Genomic DNA, 18,541 nt, shown 5'->3' on the forward strand with positions numbered 1-18,541 from the left:
CTCCTCGTTATGATTTTAATTGAGCATGCTCAATTTTATAAATGAGCGCGCTCAGTTTGTCAATGTGAGAGGGGAAAGGTATGATGCAACGGCATGACATAATGATGAGTCGATGATGGGTAAACGAGAGCAAACGAGAGAACGAATACTGGCTGCGGCGTGGCAACTCTTTGAAACGCAGGGATATCAAGAAACTTCAACGCGCCAAATTGCGCGCCAGGCTGGTGTGGCCGATGGCACGGTGTTTAGCCATTTTGAGACCAAACTGGCCATCCTACGCGAAGGCGTGATGAATCAACTTGAGCGACTGTCGCAACAAGGATTCAACGCCCCTTCGCAAGATGCGTTTGAATTGGCGATGCAGTTTGCCCGTACCTACTACAGTTACTATTTTGCCAATGTAAACTTGAGCCGTGCGCTGCTCAAAGAAGTGGTGTGGGACATGGATTACTACCAATCGTTCAATCAAACCCTGTTTGAGACGGCCAATCTTCCGGTGGCATGGGGTGAAAATATGCCCGTGTTGCTCGATTGCTATTTCATGACTTTGATTACTCATTTGAGTAAGCCGGAACCCAATCTCGAACACGCGCTTCACGCGTTGGAAAGCAAATACCGCCACTTATTTCGTTGATTGAATCGGGTCATTGGGTTGTTCGAGACTCGACTCATGGCCGGATTCGTGGCTTTGTTCGACATTTTGCTCGTGGCTTTGCTTGAGACCTTGCTGGTGATGACGCCGTGCGCGCTTTGCGGCTTTCGCCCGCCACAAACTCAATCCGCCTTCGAGCATCAGCACCACCACCGCCAGCCAAATGGCTAGGTAAGTGGGCCATTCGCTGGCGTGAATGTTTTCCCCGAGCAGCAGCGCAACCAGCAGCAGTAACACTGGCTCAACGTAAACCAGCAAGCCAAACAGCGTGATGTTCAGATGCGGTGCCGAAAGCGATTGAAACGCCAGTGCCAACGCGCTGATCGCGCCCAAACCGAGAATCAACCACAGCAGATCCAGATTCGCGCTCACAGCTTGCAACACATGGCCGCCGTGACCCACAAAGTAGAGGCTGACTGGCAGGCTGAGCAGCATGTCAAACCAGAGCCCGCCGATGTGATTGGTGTCGGTTTTGTAGCGCAGCCCAAAATAGATGGGATACCCCAAACATACTACTAGCGTTGGCCACGATAAGGTTTGAGAAATGGCCAATTGATTGATCACGCCAAGCAACGCAAACAAACATGCCCATTGCTGAAAGCGTGACATGCGATCGTGAAACACCACGCGCCCGACCACCACCATGGTGATGGGCATGATGAAGTACCCCAAAGACACCGACAGCCCGTATCCGTTCACCGGTGCCCACATAAACAGCCACAGCTGAATGCCAATCAAAAACGATGATGCCACGCGCGTCAGCCAGAAATAACGTTCCGTGCGCAGGCGCTGAAACAGCGTCGCGACTTGGGGCCAGTAACCTCTGAGCAGAATGAACAGCGTAAGCAGCGGAAAGGTGAGCAGAATTCGCCAGCCGTAAATTTCTTCGCCTTGGAGTTCGCGCAATAAAGCGGTGTAGGCAAACATCAGCGCGAAGAGGGCAGAGGCAATCACATTGAGCGTGACACCCAGTGGCGTGTGCGTGGTTTTTGGCATCGTTATCGACCGAGTCAGGGGGAATGGCGATATTTTATTGCGTCGGACTTGATAAAGGCGCTCGAAATTCATAACGTGAGTGAGAAAATTTCTCACTGGACGAGTCTGATGTCATTGGATAAATACGATTATGCGCTGTTGGAATGCTTGCAGCGCAATTGTCAAACTCCGCTGCGTGAGTTGGCGGACGCCGTTTACTTATCGACCGCATCGGTGCAGCGGCGCATTCAAAAGCTCAAAGAGCAAGGCTACATTCAAGCCAACGTGGCTGTGCTCGACCCCGACAAACTCAATCAAGTGATCACGATTGTGGTAGAGGTTCAGGCCGACAAAACCTACGCGCTAGACCTCGACGTGCTCAAGCAAAGCTTCTCGGGGCCAGAAGTGCAACAGTGCTATTACGTGACTGGCGATGTGGATTTCGTTCTGGTGCTGGTGGTGCCCAACATGCAACGCTTTCAGGCGATTTGCGATAAATTGTTCCACAGTAATCCTAATGTGAAATGGTTTCGAACCATGGTCGCATTAGACCGGGTCAAAGCAACGTTAGATGTACTTTAGTTCGCCCTGACCCCCTGATGTTGGGGCGTGAATCCACCGGTCGAATACAACTGTTAATTATTCATTGATTAATATGGCCATCAATATTTGTGAATTGCGTCGTTATTTAAGCTTCGCTAATAGACAATTATAATTAAAACTGTCAATGCTTCTCATATTTAAGACGTACTATTAAGTTGATGAATTATTTCAACTAAAGTGCGCACCTTTCGTATATAAATACGCTACGCCAAAATAGGCACATTGACTTCCTCTTTCTGAAGGTTAGTTTTACTTATGTCAGTCATAAGGCTTAGGAGTATTTGTAATGAGCGAAGGAAAAAGACTAAACGTACGATTACTTTCTGACGTATGCATGCAATCGAGATTATTAAAAGACGCGTTAGAATCGCGGCTTCCGATTGGCATCGACATTTCGCCATTTAATGAATTGTGGCAGCACGAAAATGATCCCGCGTGTCACGACGTTAAAATTATCATCATCGACTATTCGTGCATCGACAGCACCACACTGAGCGATTACTACACCTTTAAACAGATGTCATGCCCGGAAGCCAAAGAAGTTGTGATTAATTGCCCCCCGGAGGCGGATTCTAAGTCATTGTTTAAGTGGCAAAAACTTTCGGGTGTATTTTTCGCTGATGACGACATTGATGCACTCGTGAAAGGCATGAACAAAGTGCTGGAAGATGAAATGTGGCTGACGCGCAAGCTGGCGCAAGAGTACATCATGCACTATCGTGCGGGCGCCCCGGCGGTGACGTCGCAAGCATATACAAAATTAACTCGCCGCGAACAGCAAATTATTAAGCTGCTTGGCAGTGGGGCATCCAATATCGAAATCGCCGACAAGTTGTATGTGAGCGAAAATACGGTGAAGACGCATCTACACAATGTGTTTAAGAAAATTAATGCGAAGAATCGCCTGCAAGCATTAATCTGGGCGAAGAATAATATTGCGATGGAAGAAGTGAGTTGATTTTTTCTATTTGCAGAGTTGGAACACGGCGCGCGTGATACAACGGTGTTCAATACACAGCACTCAGGATAAATAGCCGCGTGACTGGCAAATGATATTCGACGTGGCGTGATGTTTCAGGGGCGTCACTCGGGCAGGATAAAGGCAGCATCGGCTGCCTTTTTGCTTTTCGGCGCATGGGGTGATTCGTGGCGTTAGTCCACAATCACTGCGGTGCCGCTGACCGACACCATCAACATGCCGTTGGTTTTACCAAACGTTTCGTAATCGAGGTCAATGCCGACCACAGCATTGGCACCCAATTCTGCCGCCCGCGCTTCCAGTTCCTGCAGCGCGATGGTGCGCGCTTTCTGCAGTTCGTGTTCGTAAGTGGCGGAGCGCCCACCCACGATGTCGCGAATGCCTGCAAACATGTCTTTGAAGATATTGGCGCCCATGATGGCTTCGCCCGCAATCACGCCACAATAGCGCACGATGCGTTTGCCTTCGACGTGAGGCGTCGTTGTGATGATCATAATTCGTTCTCGTGTGAATCAGTGAATGCCTGTTAGAAGTGTAACTCAGGCCAGAGTTCCGTGTGCGGGAGAAAAGTGAATAAAAAAAGCCTTCGCAACGTGCGAAGGCTTGTGTGGAGCATTTGGGGGTGGGGAGATTAACGCAGCGCTGTTGGAACGTCAGCGATGTAGATGGCCGGTACGCCTTCGAAATCACTGGTGAACAGCACGCCGGTATCGCCCGGTGTAAATGATGGGTGTGGGTGGGTGATTTGGCGGTCACCATCAAGCACATCCCATGAGGTATTGTGTTTCGCGAGTTTCGCGTAAGACTTGGTTTTGGTGTTCATGATGTACAAGAACGGGTCGTTTTCGATGTCGTAGCTTTCTGCATCTGCAACGTCGACAGGGGCATCACAACCGTCACCGACCATCAAGGTGCCATCGAAGTTACTCATCAGGTGAGAACAAGGTGGCATCACCATCACTTCTTCGTTTTCCAACGTTTCTGGGTTGGCTTTGTAGATCACGCGCTCAGTTTGGCCTTTGAAGTAAGACACATACGCCATCGCGCTGCCATCTGGAATCCAGAATTCGTGCGTGCACGATTCACCCGGCGCGTGTTCTTTGATCATGCGGACATTCGTACCGTCTTCGTTCACCAGCCACATACGCGCGTCAACCAAGTCGTGTGGACCTTCGTGGCAGAAGCCAACCGTTGAGTCGTCGAATGGGCGGTAAATTGGGTGGCCCAGCCAAGCGTTTTCTTGGTGGATCACTTCCAGTTCGCCCGTTTGAATGTCGACTTTAATGAGGCGGCAAGTTGGGTTGGTGTGGTAGAACTCGGCAAATTTTTCCCATGAGGTCAGCGGTTGCCAATCACGTTTTAGGATTTCGATGCCAACCAGTTTGGTGCACGCAGAGTTCGCCACCCATGTGCCGTAACCTTTCCATTCTTCGTCAACGGTGTAGATGACTTGCTCTTCCAGCGTTTCTAGGTCCACTTTCATCAGGTTCAGTTCGTTTTTCACGTAGAAGAAAGAACGGTCATCGTCTGAAATGAAACCACCAAAGGTGTTGTCGCCTTTGCCTTCTGTCAGCTGTGTTGCTTGTTGCGTGTTCAGATCGGCCAAGTAGTAGTTACGGTTCCCATCGAAGTCACCTGCAAACAGCAGCTTGCTGCCATCTGTTGTAAAGCATTTTTGATAGAAGTAGTTACGGTGACAAATCACGTCGGTTGGGGTTAGACGAGTCACTTTCACTTGGGTGTCGCTGTCGATGAACGATTCGAACGTCAGCTGAATTACATCACCTTTAGCCATAAACATAGCCTCCGAAATAGCACTGCCAACCGGTGAGGATTGGCAGTGAAAACTTAATGAAATCAGTTAGAAGAAATTACGCATTTGTTGGTTGCGTTGTCTAGGCCTGCACTGCGTTTCAGCGCGTAGCCTACGATGGCAATCACCGCCGCACAGCCCAAGAACAACAGGCGTCCCCACATTGGGTTCGGGATGAGAATCATCAGTGACAAACCTGCTGCCATGTACATCACCAACGTACCCAGTTTGTTGCGTTGCATACGGTCAACGATGTCTTGACCTTCTTCAGCCACACACTCGGTGTCGATGTCTTTAAAGAAATCTTGTGTTGATGCGATGTATGGGTCTTTCTCTTCTTTGTAGAACAGTGTGGTCAGACAGAAGAAACCAGCGGTCAGGAACAGGTGAGCGGCGATGGTGATCATCGTGCGCATTTCACCAATTTCACGGCGAGTTAGTTCTTCTAGGCCGAACCAGCTACCCACGTATTCTGGGGTGAAGATTTTCACAACCGACCAAGACACAGCCATACCGAATACAACCGTTGCCCATGGTGCCCATTTTGGCGTTTTACGAATCAGCATACCCAGGAATAGCGGTACCAGAATCGGCGATTGCAGTAGGGTCGCAACTTGCATCATCAGGTCAAACAAGCTCAGGTGTTTCAGTGAGTTGAAGAACTGCGCCATGAAGATAACCAGCAGGCCGTTGATCAAACATGCGATTTGGCCAGCACGTAGCTGCTCTTTATCGGTCGCTTGACCTTTACGCATGATCGGTGCGTAGAAGCTGCGAACAAAGATGCCTGAGTTACGGTTCAGTGCAGAGTCCATTGACGACATGGTTGCTGCGAACAGACCCGCCATCAGAAGACCAACAGTACCCAACGGCATGGTTTCACGAGCAAACACAAGGTAAACCGCATCGCCAGCTTTCGCGCCCAGTGATGAGTATTGTGTTGCTGCATCTGGGTAAAGAATCGCAGAAGCCCATGGTGGAATGAACCAAATCACCGCGCCCACGACCATCATGCCCAAAGCAAGTAGTGCGGCTTTGCTAGCGTTTTTCGAGTCTTTTGCGTTAAGGAAACGGTAAGATTCCTGCATGTTGTTGATACTTTGCAGCTGTTTCACCACAAAGAAGATGAATGTACATACAAGTAGCAACGGATAGTTCATATCCGGGCCCATCATGAAGCCGCCAGGGAAGTTCTCAACGATCTCGCCTGGGCCGCCCACAACAACCAATGCAACCAATGCACACGCCACGGAAATCACGGCAACAACCAGTGTCTGAATAAAGTCAGACGCCACAACGCCCCATGCACCACTCAATAGCGAGATGGCCAGAACCGCAAGACCGGTAATCCAAATGGTGGTGACGATGTCGGCATTAAATACAGCAGACGCGAACACGCCCAGACCGTTAAGCCATACACCAGCGTTGATCACGCTCAGAGGAATGATCACCCAAGTAAAGAACTGTTCGTTCACGCCGCCAAAACGACGTTTTACCGCTTCAGTTGGTGTGTCGACGCGCATTTGACGGAAACGGCGAGCAAAATAGAAGTATGCAAACACATACGCCACCATGTTACCAACAAACACCGCGAGAACCGCGAAGCCGTCGCTGAACGCTTTACCGGCTGCACCGGTGAATGTCCAAGCTGAAAATTGAGTCATAAATGCAGTGGCACCTACCATCCACCAGAGCATTTTACCGCCCCCACGGAAGTAGTCACTGGTACTGTTGCTCGCCATTTTTTTAAATATCAAGCTGATTGCCACCATCAGGGCAAAGTAGCCTGCAATGACTAGATAATCGTATTGCATGTAAACCTCGAAACGCTGTTTTAATTTTCGTGGATTATATGGAAAGAAGTTGAAATGGTATGTGATAAAAATCGAAACAATGGTTCATTTTTTATATTTTTCTCAAATTAGTGATCTGAGTCATACACAAATCGCGCGGCGCGTTTGGGGTGTAAGAATTGTCTGAGCCTTGTGCCCCAAGGTTTACCAGCATTTAACATCCAAGAAAAGTAATCCGTCAGCGGCGATCACAAGCGTGAAAAAATTAGCGAACATTGTACGTTTTGAGCAGGTGGCGTGACGCTTGTTTACGTTTGTGGTGCGGCGCAGCATACGCGATGTGGTGAAAAGTTGTGTGTGGCAATGGTTAAAAATGAGGCGCCCAACGGCGCCTTGAGTCAATTCATTCGTTTTTTCTCAGCGGTGAGATAAGCGGTCAGCCAGCGCTGGCTGATCATGCGGTATAAATAGAGCGCGCCGCGCAACCACCAATCGGCAAACATGCCAAGCCAAATGCCGTAAATGCCAAAACCAAAATGAATCCCGAGTAGATATCCCAGCACAATGCGGCATCCCCACATGCTCATGATCGCGGTCCACATGCTGTATTTGACATCTTTGGCGCCTTTGAAGGCTGCCGGTAAGACAAACGATGCAGCCCAGATCGGCATCATCAGGGCATTGAGGTAAATCAGGTTCACCACCACATCAATCACCGCCGCATCGTCGCTATAAATGGCGCCGATGTTGTGGGCAAAAGGCACAAATGCGATGCCGAGCACGGTCAATGCGCCAGTGGCGAGCAGCAGAATCAGGTGCATTTCCAATCTCGCCACGCGGGTTTGCCCTTGCCCCAAGCGTTTCCCTATCAATACGGTGGCAGCCATGGCGAGTGCGTTACCGGGAATGTTGACAAACAGCAGCACGGAGAAGGTGATGACGTTACCCGCCATCACAATGGTGCCCATGCCTGCGACCATGATTTGGGTGATGAGTTTGCCGATATTAAACATCAGTGATTCGACACTGGCGGGCACCCCAATCACCAAAATTTCGCGCAGTATCAAGCGATTGAATGGTTTAAGGAACGCATTGGCAGGCACACGTAATGAACCGTTGTGGGTGAGCACAAACAGAATCATGCCTGCGCCAATCCAGCGTGCTGCCGTGATGCCAATCCCGGCGCCGATCATGCCCAGTCCTTGCCATTGCACTGCGTCGATACCGTAAATTAACGGATAGCTGATCGCGATATTGAAAATGTTCATCAGAATGTTGGTGGTGGCAGGCGAGCGAGAGTTGCCCACGGCGCGCAAAATACCACTGCCAGAGAGCGTGATGGCCAGCGCCGGATAGCTGAGCGCGATAATTTTAAGGTATTGCGCCGCCAAGTCGATCACCTCGGGTTCTGCGCCGTAGGCCACAACGGTCAGCACCGATTCGGAGAACAGAAACATCGCGGCGCAGCAGAGTAGGCTCACCAACACGCCCAGGTTCATCACTTGGCTGGCCCCAAACAGCGCTTTGGGGCGATCGCGGCGGCCAAAGGCTTGGGCGATCAGAACGGAGCCGCCAAGTGCAATGGCGGTGAGCAGGGACAAAATAATATAGGTCACGCTGTCGGTGATCCCAACCGCGGCCGTGGCGTCTTTGCCAATCCGGCTGACCAGAATGGTGCTGACGATGCCCATCAGCACCACGCACACCAGTTCGATCAGAATGGGCCAAGTAAACGGAAGAATGCTGCGCTGAATGAGCACCCGGTGGCGATAGCGCAATTGCCAACGGCGCCGAAGATACGGCGGTTCGGAGTCAGGCTGGGCAGCCTGCTCCGGTACAGAAGAACATGAGTCAGACAAAGTTCACTTCCATTATTTCAAGAGACGTACCGGTCAGGCCTCTGCGGTCTGATTGTAAATCACGTCGTAGTCGTACACCGTTTTGATCGTGTCACCGATTAAGCGTTCACCATGCAGGTAGCCACCGGTGGAGATCATGACGGGAATGTCGGTGTACACGCCTTGATGCGCGGCTTCGAGGGCCAGCAAGGCATAAGGCAGTGGATCATCGAGTCGAGCATAACGATGGTGCGGTCCGGGTAAGAAGAAGCCGGCATGATAGTGCTGGCTGAGCAGATTTTCTGCGACGCCGTCGGCTAAATGCAACAGTGGTTCCTCTTGGGTGGCGGTGTGCAATTCGAGCAGCGCCATCAGCAGATACGCCGAAGCCAGCGACGTACGCTCACTCACCTGACTTGGGCGCAGTGTGTGTGGGTCGAGTTCACCCAAACCAAAACGTTGCCACATGCGTGCGGTTAAGTCGCGCAGTTGCGCGTCTTCACTTTGCAAGCTGGCGCGGATCAGTGTGAGCAGATAGGCCGGATCGGTTGGTTGGCGAGTTAATGTGGTGCCTTTGTCGCCGTAATACCCGTCGCGCACAAAGGTGTAGCCCGTCAGGTCTTCACCGCTGTTCCACATGGGGATGATTTCGTTGCGCGCTTCATCCCACGCATGGGCAAAGTAAGCTGTGATGCCGTCTATTGCCCATTGACGCATTTGCGGTTCATCGAGCAGTTTGGCGCATTCGAGGATCGCCAGTGGGTTATCGACCACCACCGGCCAGCTATCGCGAAATAGCACGTTCGCTTCACGCGCGATGTCACCAAATTCGGGGCCGAATTGGCGTTTTGCACGGTCCCCAAACCACGAGTAGGTGAGGGTATCGTCGTCTGGAATCGGCTCTCTTTGCAGCGGTGACGAGAACTGATACACCGGCATGCCCGTTTCGGGATGGCGCGCCAACACAAATTGTTGATAGAGGTGTTTGGCCCACACTTTGGCGTGCGCGTCCCCGGTGTAGTGATAATAGTGGCTCGCGGCGTAGATCAAATCAGTGGACGCGTTGACGAACGTCAGCCCAATGGTTTCGGGTAGCGCGGGCCAGCGCGTGGGGTCGACCACAGGTTTGGGCTGATGACGTGCAAACAGATCGGCGGCGTACGGCTGGCCGTATTCGCCGTGGCGGCTGAGATCGAGCTTGTCCCAATCCGACACATGCGCCGCCCAAAACCCTTTCAGGAAGGTTTCGGTTGTGGCGGGGCTGACCTCATGCAAGAAGGCATAAAACGGAAAATGGTGTTTGAGTTCATGCACGCACTCCTTGCTGGCTGGCCCTTCAATGTTGCCATTTTGCCAGTGTACAAAGCGGTGACCGCCCCAATGGAACAGGCCGCTGGCGTCATCGACATAATGCTCCAGAAAATAACGCGTCACCTTGCTGGCGTGCTCGCGATACTGGTCATCGCCGGTCAGTGTGCTGAGCGCAACGAGGCCGCGCAGGAAGTTTTGTTGGCTGGCGAAGTTGCTCATTGGCACGCGCGTGCCATCGGGATACGTCCACGCGACCGGTTTCAACGTTTGGGTGTCGATGCCGTCTGCGAGCAAAGGAGAGGTTGGCGATTGCGCCAATGCACCGAGGCGCTGATAGTATTCGGTTAATAAAGGCAGATAGGATTTGCGTGTGTACGCCATGACATCACCCCATATTGAAAATAAAAAGGCCCAACATTGGAGATCGGGCAAATAAACAAGGTTAAGCGCCGGGCTTAGCGTTGATTACTTCGTGAAAACAATTCAGCACCCCTTGCGGGGTGCTGGTGGTTGGGTTGTTAGTTCATACGGTTCAGTACACGGTTACCACGACGCAGGAAGTTTTTCGCTGCATCTTCAACCGAGGCACGGCCGTAGTCGAGGCGTTGCATCTCTTCACTAAACAGTTCCATCAACTGTGCGTTGTCGGTGTATGTGGTTGGCATGATCTTCTGTGGAAGCTCTTTTGCCTGCTCATAACCTAGGAACGACAAGCTGTTTGGATCGATGTGACCGCTCTCTTGCAGCGTAGACAGACCCGCGTGGCTCATTGGAATACCACGGGTCAGCCCCAGCGCTTCAATACCCACAGGATCGTTGAGCAGGAAGTTCACCAGTTTGGCCGCTGCATCTGGGTTTTTGGTGTTACGGCCGATAGATAACATCATGGATGGGCGTGCCAACAGGCCTGCTTCCACGGCGTTTTCACTCATTGGGTAAGGACCTAACTCCAGTGACATTGGGGGTTGTAGGTTGTCGGCGTATTTCTCAACGGCGGTATCCCACATGTAAAGACCACCGAAACGACCGTCGATCCAAGGGCGCATTTCGTACAAGTTCCCTTTCCCGTAAGAGGCGAACTCTTTGGTTGATGGGAACACGTGGCTGTTGACTTGATCCACATACAGCTGGAAGAACTCGGTCATCTCTTTTTCGTTGAACGCCAGCAGGTTGGTGTCGTGATCGATAATGTCTCGGCCATGTTTTTGGATGTACAGCGAACGGTTCATCGCAAACACGTCACGGGCTTCAATCACCAGTGGGTAATAACCATTGCCCAAGTTCTGTTTGAAGGCTTGGCCTGCTTTCATCAGATCATCCCAAGTTTTTGGATAATCCACGCCTGCTTTCGCCCAAATGTCCTTGTTGTAGTAGAACACGCGTGACGTCATGCTCACCGGCAAACCGTTGATCTTGCTGTTGACGGTGGTCATGTTGATCGCTTGTTGCGGGAACTCGCTGAGCTGCAACGCATCTTTCTTCTGGGTCATGTCATAGAAGCCGCCGCCATCGCGAGAGAAGATAGGCAACCAGTTCCAGTTGGTCTGCATGACGTCTGGCTCAGTGTTCCCTGCGATTTGCGTGGTTAGGCGCGACAAGTGACCATCCCAACCGGTGTATTCCCCTTTCACGACGATGTCTGGGTATTTCTCATGGAATTTTTCCAGCGCTTGTAGGGTTGCTTGGTGGCGGGCATTGCCACCCCACCAAGACATACGCAGTTCCGTTTGTGCGTAGGCACTGGCAGCCATACCACCTAGCGCAAGCGCAGTCAGCGTTGATAGCAGCGTTCGTTTCATGTTCATAGGGTTTAGCCTCCAAGCTAATTTATTTTTTTAGGGAGATGTTCTTTTCAGTTTCTTTATCGAAAATGTGTGCTTTGTTCATGTCCACCATGAAGCTCACACCGCGTTTCAATTCCATGTTGAGTTTCGCTTTCACATCGTCGATTGGCACACGCGCCGTGAACTCTTCTTTACCCACGCGGAAGTAAACAAACACTTCGTGGCCCATGTTTTCCATACGAATCACGTCACCGATGAGCGATTGCATGCCTTCTGGCACGTCGTCAGTCAGGTTCAGTGTGATGTTGTCTGGGCGAATGCCCAGCACGGTTTTGTTGTAACCGTGGGCTTTGATGTTCGCTGCTTTCTCTGCCGAGATGGTGAGGCGCTGGCCTTCGATCTGCACCGCCAATTCGCCGTCGATGTCTTCGAGTGTGACATCGCGTAGGTTCATTTCTGGTGCGCCGATGAAGCCGGCCACGAACATGTTGACCGGGTTGTTGTACAGCTCATCAGGGGTGTCAACTTGCATGATTTCACCCAGCTTCATGACACAGATGCGATCACCCATGGTCATGGCTTCGGTTTGGTCATGCGTGACGTAAACCGCCGTAGCGGGACGATTTTCCGCTTTCAGGTGCTTGTGCAGATCCGAAATGCGCACGCGCATGGAGGCACGAAGCTTAGCGTCGAGGTTCGAAAGCGGTTCGTCGAATAGGAATACATCCGGTTTCTTCACGATCGCGCGGCCCACGGCCACACGCTGTGCCTGACCACCAGACAACTGGCGAGGCAGACGCTCAAGCAGCTCTTCGATCTCTAGGATCTTGGCGGCTTCGTTCACACGTTGTTCAATTTCTTCTTTAGGCAGCTTTTGCAGCTTCAGACCAAACCCTAAGTTTTCACGCACGGTCATGTGCGGGTACAGGGCGTAGTTCTGGAACACCATTGCGATACCGCGATCTTTCGGTGGCAGGTTGTTCACCACTTTGTTGCCGATGGTGACTTCGCCACCGGTGATGTTTTCCAGACCAGCGAGCATGCGCAGTGTGGTCGATTTCGCACAGCCCGATGGGCCAACGATCACCAGGAATTCACCTTCGTTGATGGTCAGGTCGATGCCGTGTACGGCTTTGAATCCGTTGGAATAGACTTTTTCTAATTTGTTGAATTTCACTTCAGCCATTGTTTTAACTCCAAAACTTGTTTAATTCCAAAATCAGCCTTTAATGCCGCTGCTGGTCACGCCTTCAACGAAGTATTTTTGAGACATAAAGAAGACGATGATTGATGGGATGATGGCGATCGATGCCATGGCCAGAATCTCGTTCCATCGTGCGCCTTCAGTGACGTCGATAGACATTTTCAGAGCCAGTGCAATCGGGTACTTCTCTACGCTCGATACGTAGATCAGTGGGCCAAGGAAGTCGTTCACTGACCACATGAACTGGAACAGTGCAACTGAAATGATGGCCGGACGAATCACCGGAACCACGACGTACCACAACACTTGGAACGAGTTGCAGCCGTCAATCATCGCCGCTTCTTCCATGTCTGTTGGTACGCCACGCAGGAACTGCACCAACATGAAGACGAAGAAACCTTGCGTTGCAAATGCCAGTGGCAGGTACAGCGGTAAGTAGCTGTCTAGCAGACCCATCTCACGGAACATCAGGTACTGAGGAATCAGTAGGACTGACTGAGGTAACAAAATGGTGGCGATCAAGGTCGCGAACCAGAACTTTTTCCACGGAATATCAAAGCGGGCAAAAGCGTAGGCCACGATGGTTGAAGACACCACGGTAAAGAACACTTTTGGCAATACATACAAGAAGGTATTCATGATGTAGTGGCCGAAGGTGTATTCCGTACCGGTTTTCCAACCGTTGATAAAACCTTCCATGCTCCATTCGCTTGGAATGAGGCTCATGGAAGAGAAGATCTCGTGGTTGGGTTTCATTGCCGCAGAGAACATCCACAACAATGGGTAAAGCATCATAATGCCGACGCTGATCAGCACGACGTAACGGATCGTGGCGTTGATCTTCTCGCGGCGCAGTGTACGTTCGTTTTCAACGTTACTGGCGTTAACTTCATTCGCCCCGTTTTGGGCAGCGATGGTTGTAGACATGATTATTTGCCTCCCTTGTCACCGGAGTAGAACACCCAGTATTTTGAAGAACGGAACGTGATGGCGGTGAAAATCGCAACAACGATGAACAACGACCAAGCCAGCGCACTGCCGTAACCCATGTCGAAGAACTTAAACGCGGTTTCGTAGATGTAGAGTGAAATCAGGTACGTTGACTTCATTGGGCCACCACCGGTGACGACATACGGCGCGGTAAACTCTTGGAATGCCTGCGTGGTTTGCATGATGAAGTTAAAGAAAATCACTGGCGTAATCAGTGGCACGGTCACTTTCATGAACATCTGCCATTTGCTCGCACCGTCGATCATCGCGGCTTCATACTGAGATTGCGGTACGTTTTGCAACGCAGCCAAGAAGATCACCATCGCTGAACCGAACTGCCATGCACGCAATAACGTGATAGAGAACAGTGCGAATGCAGGTTCACCCAGCCAGTTCACTGGATCAAAACCAATAAAGCCCAGCATGCCGTTCAAGACACCATCGATGGCAAACAAAGCGCGCCACAGAACAGCGATCGCGATACTGCTGCCGAGAATGGAAGGGATGTAGTAAGCGGTGCGGAAAAAGCCGATGCCTTTGAGCTTGAAGTTCAAAATAAAGGCAATAAATAACGCAAACGCCAGTTTGACTGGAATGGTCAAGAAAACGTACGCAAACGTCACGCTCATTGATTTCCAGAATAAATCATCCTCTGTGAGCATGTATCGATAGTTCTCAATGCCGACAAATTCAGGTGCGGTCATTAAGTCGTAATCGGTAAAGCTCATCAGAAATGACGAAACGAAAGGAAAGGCAGTAAACACAATCAACCCGATAATGTAGGGAGAGAGGTATGCCAATCCTAGCTTACGATTTTCATACATTTTCTTGTCCTCGTTAGTTTTATTCACCGAAAAGTAGAAAGCATCGCTCCGAAATCACTCCTCGGTTTCGGTTTTTATTTAACGCCGATAAAATTTTATTTTCCACATGACGTTTTGATAAATGTGATCGGATATTATTATTTTTAAATAAATTAAAATAAAAATGTGAAACAACGTTTTGTTTTGGTGTTGTCATCCTTTTAGATGTGATGTTTGTCGCGTTGTTTGATGGAGATGTGAGAGTTACTTATTTTTACCTATAAATTGTTGTTTTTTATAAGATTAACTTTCGGTCTAAATGGGAGGGATGGGTGTCGGTTTTGATGAAGCGAGTTGAGCGCACTATTGATAAATTTGTTTTTTGATTTAAATCAATATAATTATCATTTTTAAGATTTTGCCGATTTTATTTGTCGGGCTATTCTTACGTTTATTGTGATTCTAAAATTAAATAGATATTTATTTGAACTTAAAAATAAAACGTTATTTCAACTTTGATCACACATATTTGACTCTTTGGCCTTTGCGCAGTTTCATCGATCACACTTTGTCTATTTCTCACTTTTACAATGGAACAGGATTTATAAAATGAAACTCTAAATCCAACAAAACAAAACGGTGTTTCAAATTATGAAAGCTAAAATCCTTACCACTGCCGTCCTTCTTGCACTTACTTCTGCGGCAGCAAGTGCAGCCACCATTAACATTCGTCATGAGTTCTCGCCAGAGCACGGCGATCGCGCTAAGGCCCAACATCGCGACCGTATCGCAGTGAGCCATCGCTTTGACAACGGCATTGGCTTTGAAGTGGAAGCGAAATGGCGCTCCAACCAAAAAGCCAGTGATGAAAATGAGAAAGCATTTGATGAATTCGCAGGTAACGGCCAACAAGCAAACGTGAGCTACCGTTACCGCCTGTCTGACTCATTCACACTGACCCCGCAGTACAAATGGGAATCGAACGACAGCAAAATGGGTAACCAGTTCAACCTGACACTGGGCTACAAAATCAACAGCGACTGGAGCGCGTCATTCCGTCACCGTTACCACTACGAAACCAAACCAAACGTCGATGAAAGCTCACACTACAACCGCTGGACATTCGGCGCGGGCTACACCGGCTTTGATCTGTGGTCACTGGGTGCATCACTGGATTACACCTGGAAACAATCGTCAGACATCGTCTACAAAGATGACAGCCATGGCATCAGTGAAGTGAACTTCACAGCGGAATACCGCGGCCTTGAAAGTGGTTGGCGTCCATTCGGTGAGTTCGGTATGACGCCGTCTCGCAAAGATGATGCCGATGTTGATTCTTACCGCCCACGTTTCCGTGTCGGCATGAAATACAACTTCTAACACATCAAATTAATCAAAACCTGTCCATAACTCCTCTGGCTCTAAGTGTTCACTCTGAGCCAGCTTTTTTTCTGCTAAAGGTGCTCTGATGAAAAAAACACCCATTGCATTATGCATCGCTTCTGCGCTGGCGCTGTCTGCCTGTTCGACGACTTCTGTTTCACCGGTTTCAAACCTCGATGGTAGCCAGGCAGTTTGGCAAGCGATCACATTTGGTCAGTCGACCGATTTGAACTTCGGTTCGACGATCTTGCCGGAAAAAGTGGGCTTGAACCACGTGGTGGCCAATGGCCAAGAGGTTCAGCCGGGGCCGGTTGCGTCTCAGTTCACCATTGAAAGCCGTGGCGGCAAAATTGCGAACTCGCATGAAGGCGGCACGTTCTATTACACCGAATTACCGACCGATGTGAACTTCACCTTGTCTGCGAACGTGACCATCGATCAACTGGGCCCTGAAACCGGATCAACACCGAACCGCCAAGAAGGTGCAGGCCTGATGGTGCGCGATATTCTGGGTGAAGCGCGTTTGGATCCACAGCCGCAAGGTTTGGAAGAGTTTCCAGCGGCATCCAACATGGTGATGAACCTCGTGCGTGCGAACAAGAAAGAGCACAACGGGTTAGCCAACATCAATGCGTCTTACCGCGAAGGGATTTACCAACCGTGGGGCACTGCAGGCAACCGCATGACCCACAACGAATTTATCAAAGGCGTGCAGTTTGGCCCGGGTAAAACCTACCACATGACGCTCACGCGAACTGATGACGGCTATGTGGTGAGTTACGATGACGGCACCGTGAAGCAAACTCAGGAAGTGCGCGGCGCGAATGCCAACATCGTGCAGATGCAAGACGGCAAGCACCAATACGTGGGCTTCTTTGCTTCACGCAACGCCAAAATGACAGTCACCGATGTGGCACTGACTTTGTCAAATGCCAACACCGTGGATGCGCCACGTTACCAAGCGCGCTTGGACAACCCAGTGTTGCAACAAGCTTCGGCGGATCAATCGGCGATCGACAACTACACCGTACAAGCGCGTGCCAACTACAGTGGCACCTTCAGCGTCACGCAAAATGGCCAGCTCTTGGCGGACAAACAAGCGGTATCAGCGGGTGAAATGTTTGGCTTCCCGACTACGCTGACGCAAGCTTCAACCCAATTCAATGTCACGTTTACCCCAATCGAAGGCCCGGATCTTCAGCCGCTCAGTTACCAGCAGAGCGTCGAGAAAGTCGCGGTGAACAACCCGATGGAAATTCGCGTGAATCCAAACGGCACGGATGGCCGCATGACGCTCGATGCTGCGGTGAAACTGCTGCCACCGGGTGGCACGATTGTGCTGGAAGATGGTGATTACGCCGGTCTGACGCTGCCAGTCTCGGCCAGCGGCACACCAGAGGCGATGAAAACGCTGAAAACTGCGGGCGATCAGGTGCGTTTCGTGGGTGATTACCTTCACCAAGCCAACTACTGGAATGTGTCGAACATTGAAGTGTTTGGGGCGCGCACCATCGTGCATGGCAGCCACAACCACTTCTCCCACATGGTGACACATGGCGCGCCAGACACCGGCTTCCAAATCTCGTCGCCAGAGAAAATCGGCCGTGCGTTGTGGGCAAGCCACAACACAGTGACTGACAGCGAAAGCTTCAACAACATGGATAAATCACAAATCAACGCCGATGGCTTTGCGGCCAAGATGCGTATTGGTGACGGCAACACCTTCATTCGCTGTGCGTCGCACCACAACATCGACGACGGCTGGGATCTGTTTAACAAAGTGGAAGACGGCGCGAACGGCGTGGTGACCATTTTGGATTCTGTGGCGTACATGAACGGTCAAACCATGGATGTCGAAGCGAAAGGCGGCACACGCGGGAACGGCTTCAAACTGGGTGGCGAAGGTCTGCCGGTGGCGCACATCGTGAAGAACAGCTTGGCTTACCACAACAACATGGACGGGTTTACCGACAACTTTAACCCAGGCGCGTTGACGTTGGAAAACAACGTGGCGATCGACAACGTACGCTTTAACTACCTGTTCCGTAAGAGCCCTTACGAAAAAGCAGGCAAGCAAGGCACGTTTACGAACAACCAGTCTTACCGCTTCCATGTGACCAGCCAATACAGCGATGTGGTCAACGGTGACACCCTGAAAAACAACCGCTTTATTCGCGACGGCATCACGGTGGATGACCAAGGCAAGGCTGTGGATCTCTCACCGCTGGCAGAGCTGAAAGCGGCTGCGCTGCTGACGGAGACTGAATCGCATCCGGGTCATCAGCAAGTGGAACAGATTCGAAATATCTTAAACATGGACTAATCGTCCTTTTGGAGTGGCTTTCTGTCGGGAGCCACTCTTTTTTTCACTTGATTTTTCTTTTGGGTCTTCTGCTCGACGCGCGTTGAGCGG

15 protein-coding genes are annotated in these 18,541 nt (G+C 50.7%); 5 read left to right on the forward strand and 10 right to left on the reverse strand.

Going from position 1 to position 18,541, the window contains the following annotated elements:
* Positions 1-115 precede the first annotated feature (115 nt).
* Entirely contained in the window at positions 116-634 is a 519-nt protein-coding gene (locus VFA_RS14580; RefSeq protein ID WP_038152307.1) for a TetR/AcrR family transcriptional regulator, read from the forward strand.
* On the opposite strand, the gene rarD is transcribed toward VFA_RS14580, so the two are convergent.
* The gene (rarD, locus tag VFA_RS14585; protein ID WP_004727618.1) at positions 623-1,648 is read right to left on the reverse strand and encodes an EamA family transporter RarD; all 1,026 of its coding nucleotides are present in this window, start codon (positions 1,646-1,648) and stop codon (positions 623-625) included. The genes VFA_RS14580 and rarD overlap by 12 nt on opposite strands.
* A 108-nt stretch (positions 1,649-1,756) precedes the next feature.
* Between rarD and VFA_RS14590 the strand changes: the two genes are divergently transcribed.
* The gene (locus tag VFA_RS14590; protein ID WP_004727619.1) at positions 1,757-2,209 is read left to right on the forward strand and encodes an Lrp/AsnC family transcriptional regulator; all 453 of its coding nucleotides are present in this window, start codon (positions 1,757-1,759) and stop codon (positions 2,207-2,209) included.
* A 307-nt stretch (positions 2,210-2,516) separates the two neighbouring features.
* The gene (locus VFA_RS14595) at positions 2,517-3,188 is read left to right on the forward strand and encodes a LuxR C-terminal-related transcriptional regulator (RefSeq protein WP_004727620.1); all 672 of its coding nucleotides are present in this window, start codon (positions 2,517-2,519) and stop codon (positions 3,186-3,188) included.
* 194 nt (positions 3,189-3,382) lie between these two features.
* Here the strand turns inward: VFA_RS14595 and VFA_RS14600 are convergent, their stop codons facing one another.
* The 9 genes from VFA_RS14600 to VFA_RS14640 all read right to left on the reverse strand — a co-directional run bounded on the left by VFA_RS14600 (position 3,383) and on the right by VFA_RS14640 (position 14,766).
* Positions 3,383-3,703 carry a heavy metal-binding domain-containing protein gene (locus VFA_RS14600; protein WP_004727621.1) on the reverse strand — a complete coding sequence of 107 codons (321 nt, stop codon included), beginning with the start codon at positions 3,701-3,703 and terminating at the stop codon, positions 3,383-3,385.
* A gap of 137 nt (positions 3,704-3,840) precedes the next feature.
* Positions 3,841-5,004: an oligogalacturonate lyase family protein gene (locus VFA_RS14605; protein WP_038151855.1), complete on the reverse strand. Its 1,164-nt coding sequence runs from the start codon at positions 5,002-5,004 to the stop codon at positions 3,841-3,843.
* Between the two features lie 62 nt (positions 5,005-5,066).
* A complete protein-coding gene (locus tag VFA_RS14610; protein ID WP_004727623.1) occupies positions 5,067-6,836 on the reverse strand; it encodes a sodium:solute symporter family protein in 1,770 nt (589 codons plus the stop codon).
* 377 nt (positions 6,837-7,213) lie between these two features.
* Positions 7,214-8,674, reverse strand: a complete 1,461-nt coding sequence (locus VFA_RS14615) for an EmmdR/YeeO family multidrug/toxin efflux MATE transporter (protein ID WP_140209454.1) — start codon at positions 8,672-8,674, stop codon at positions 7,214-7,216.
* Positions 8,675-8,707: 33 nt separating this feature from the next.
* Positions 8,708-10,345, reverse strand: coding sequence for a pectate disaccharide-lyase (locus VFA_RS14620; protein WP_004727625.1), 1,638 nt, complete (start codon positions 10,343-10,345; stop codon positions 8,708-8,710).
* A 137-nt stretch (positions 10,346-10,482) separates the two neighbouring features.
* A complete protein-coding gene (locus VFA_RS14625) occupies positions 10,483-11,769 on the reverse strand; it encodes an ABC transporter substrate-binding protein (protein ID WP_004727626.1) in 1,287 nt (428 codons plus the stop codon).
* 22 nt (positions 11,770-11,791) lie between these two features.
* Positions 11,792-12,934 carry an ABC transporter ATP-binding protein gene (locus VFA_RS14630; protein ID WP_004727627.1) on the reverse strand — a complete coding sequence of 381 codons (1,143 nt, stop codon included), beginning with the start codon at positions 12,932-12,934 and terminating at the stop codon, positions 11,792-11,794.
* A gap of 33 nt (positions 12,935-12,967) precedes the next feature.
* Positions 12,968-13,879 (reverse strand): carbohydrate ABC transporter permease, encoded by a 912-nt coding sequence (locus tag VFA_RS14635; RefSeq protein WP_004727628.1) that lies wholly within the window; start codon positions 13,877-13,879, stop codon positions 12,968-12,970.
* A 2-nt stretch (positions 13,880-13,881) separates the two neighbouring features.
* Positions 13,882-14,766 (reverse strand): carbohydrate ABC transporter permease, encoded by an 885-nt coding sequence (locus VFA_RS14640; protein ID WP_004727629.1) that lies wholly within the window; start codon positions 14,764-14,766, stop codon positions 13,882-13,884.
* 630 nt (positions 14,767-15,396) lie between these two features.
* Between VFA_RS14640 and VFA_RS14645 the strand changes: the two genes are divergently transcribed.
* Positions 15,397-16,125 (forward strand): oligogalacturonate-specific porin KdgM family protein, encoded by a 729-nt coding sequence (locus VFA_RS14645; protein ID WP_004727630.1) that lies wholly within the window; start codon positions 15,397-15,399, stop codon positions 16,123-16,125.
* An 88-nt stretch (positions 16,126-16,213) separates the two neighbouring features.
* Positions 16,214-18,451: a right-handed parallel beta-helix repeat-containing protein gene (locus tag VFA_RS14650; protein ID WP_004727631.1), complete on the forward strand. Its 2,238-nt coding sequence runs from the start codon at positions 16,214-16,216 to the stop codon at positions 18,449-18,451.
* Positions 18,452-18,541 lie beyond the last annotated feature (90 nt).

It is taken from the genome of Vibrio furnissii CIP 102972, assembly GCF_000176175.1.
GTDB lineage: Bacteria > Pseudomonadota > Gammaproteobacteria > Enterobacterales > Vibrionaceae > Vibrio > Vibrio furnissii.